General features: G+C 57.3%; 2 protein-coding genes. Both read right to left on the bottom strand.

Features of this window, described 5'->3' with window-relative positions:
- On the bottom strand, window positions 1-420 hold a 420-nt coding region (locus A3754_RS00535), incomplete at its 3' end, for a LysR family transcriptional regulator (protein WP_156496637.1).
- 169 nt (window positions 421-589) lie between these two features.
- On the bottom strand, window positions 590-1,451 hold an 862-nt coding region (locus tag A3754_RS00530; RefSeq protein ID WP_063518557.1), incomplete at its 5' end, for a 5'-nucleotidase.

Raw genomic sequence — 1,451 nt, 5'->3', positions numbered from 1 at the left:
GTTGGCTGCCATCTCGGAGATCTGCATGGGCGTACCCTGGTGCATATGCAGCGACACATCCGGAAAAAGCCCGGTGAACTGGTGGATCACCGGCGGCAAGGCATAGCGCGCCTGGGTATGGGTGGTCGCAATACTGAGTTCGCCACGGGATTCATCCCGGAACTCCTGGGAGACGCGGCGAATGGATTCGGTTTGCTGCAGGATTTCACCGGCAATCTGCAGGATAGCCTGCCCGGCCGGGGTGATATGGGTAAGGTGCTTGCCGCTACGGGCAAAAACCTCCACCCCCAGCTCGTCTTCGAGCATGCGGATTTGTTTGCTGATGCCCGGCTGCGAGGTATAGAGCGCCGCTGCGGTGGCTGACACATTCAGGTCGTGGCGGGCCACTTCCCAGATGTAGCGTAGTTGCTGCAGTTTCATCCCTGCCTCCGCATTGAAACCGTAATCGGTTATAAGAATATAATCGATTATTCATTCAACGCATAGATCACCGCGCCTGGTGCTGCGCCGTGAATTCGGTGAAGTGACGGCACAAAGGAAAGTGCCCTTTCAGCGACAAGCCATTGTTACACCAAACATGCAACTTTGCTCAAACCGGTGTCGAGTCTTTCTTTTTATTGGAAATGCCATGGGGGACATGGCCGGCTGCCACATGCTCGGCTGCAGACTCACAATGACCCTGTTGATCATCGAAGAACACATCCGCCCCAAAGGCACGCAGGAACTCTCCTTTGGATAACCCGCCCAGAAACAGGCTTTCGTCCAGGCGAATGTCCCAGTCCCGCAGGGTACGCACCACTCGCTCGTGGGCAGGAGCCCCCCGTGCGGTCACCAGGGCGGTACGGATTGGACAATCCGCCACCGGGAAGCTGTTCTGCAACTGATGCAACGCCGCCAGAAACGGCTTGAAAGGGCCGCCATCCAACGGCTGCCTGGCGGACTGGCGCTCATTCTCGGTGAATGCCTCGAGGCCATCGTTCTGGAAAATCTGTTCCGACTCATCGGAAAACAACACCGCATCACCATCGAAAGCAATGCGCAAGATGCCATCCGGTCGCTGACACTGGCCCCCAGACAAGATCGTCGCCGCCGCATAGCCCGCCTCCAGCACCTGCTGCACATCCCCCGGGTCCGTGGATAAAAACAGGTGCGCGCCAAACGCTGATACATAGCGGTGTGGGCTCTCACCACTGGCAAACGCCGCACGTGTAATAGGCAGCCCATAATGGGCTATGGAGTTAAACACCCGCAGCCCGGTATCCGAGCTGTTGCGCGACAGAAGAATGACTTCGACTCGTCCTTTGCCCTGCTCAAGATCGTTAATCGCCAGAAGCTTCTGCACCAGCGGAAAAGCATCCCCCGGTTCCAGCAAATCATCCTCGTGCTGAACCTGGTAGTCCTGAAAGGCTTCCAGCCCCTCTTCCAGATAAACCCGGTGACTGTCGGAAAGA

It is taken from the genome of Alcanivorax sp. HI0083, assembly GCF_001635175.1.
Note: the sequence above shows the minus strand (reverse complement) of the source record. Positions and strands in the feature narration are given on the sequence as shown.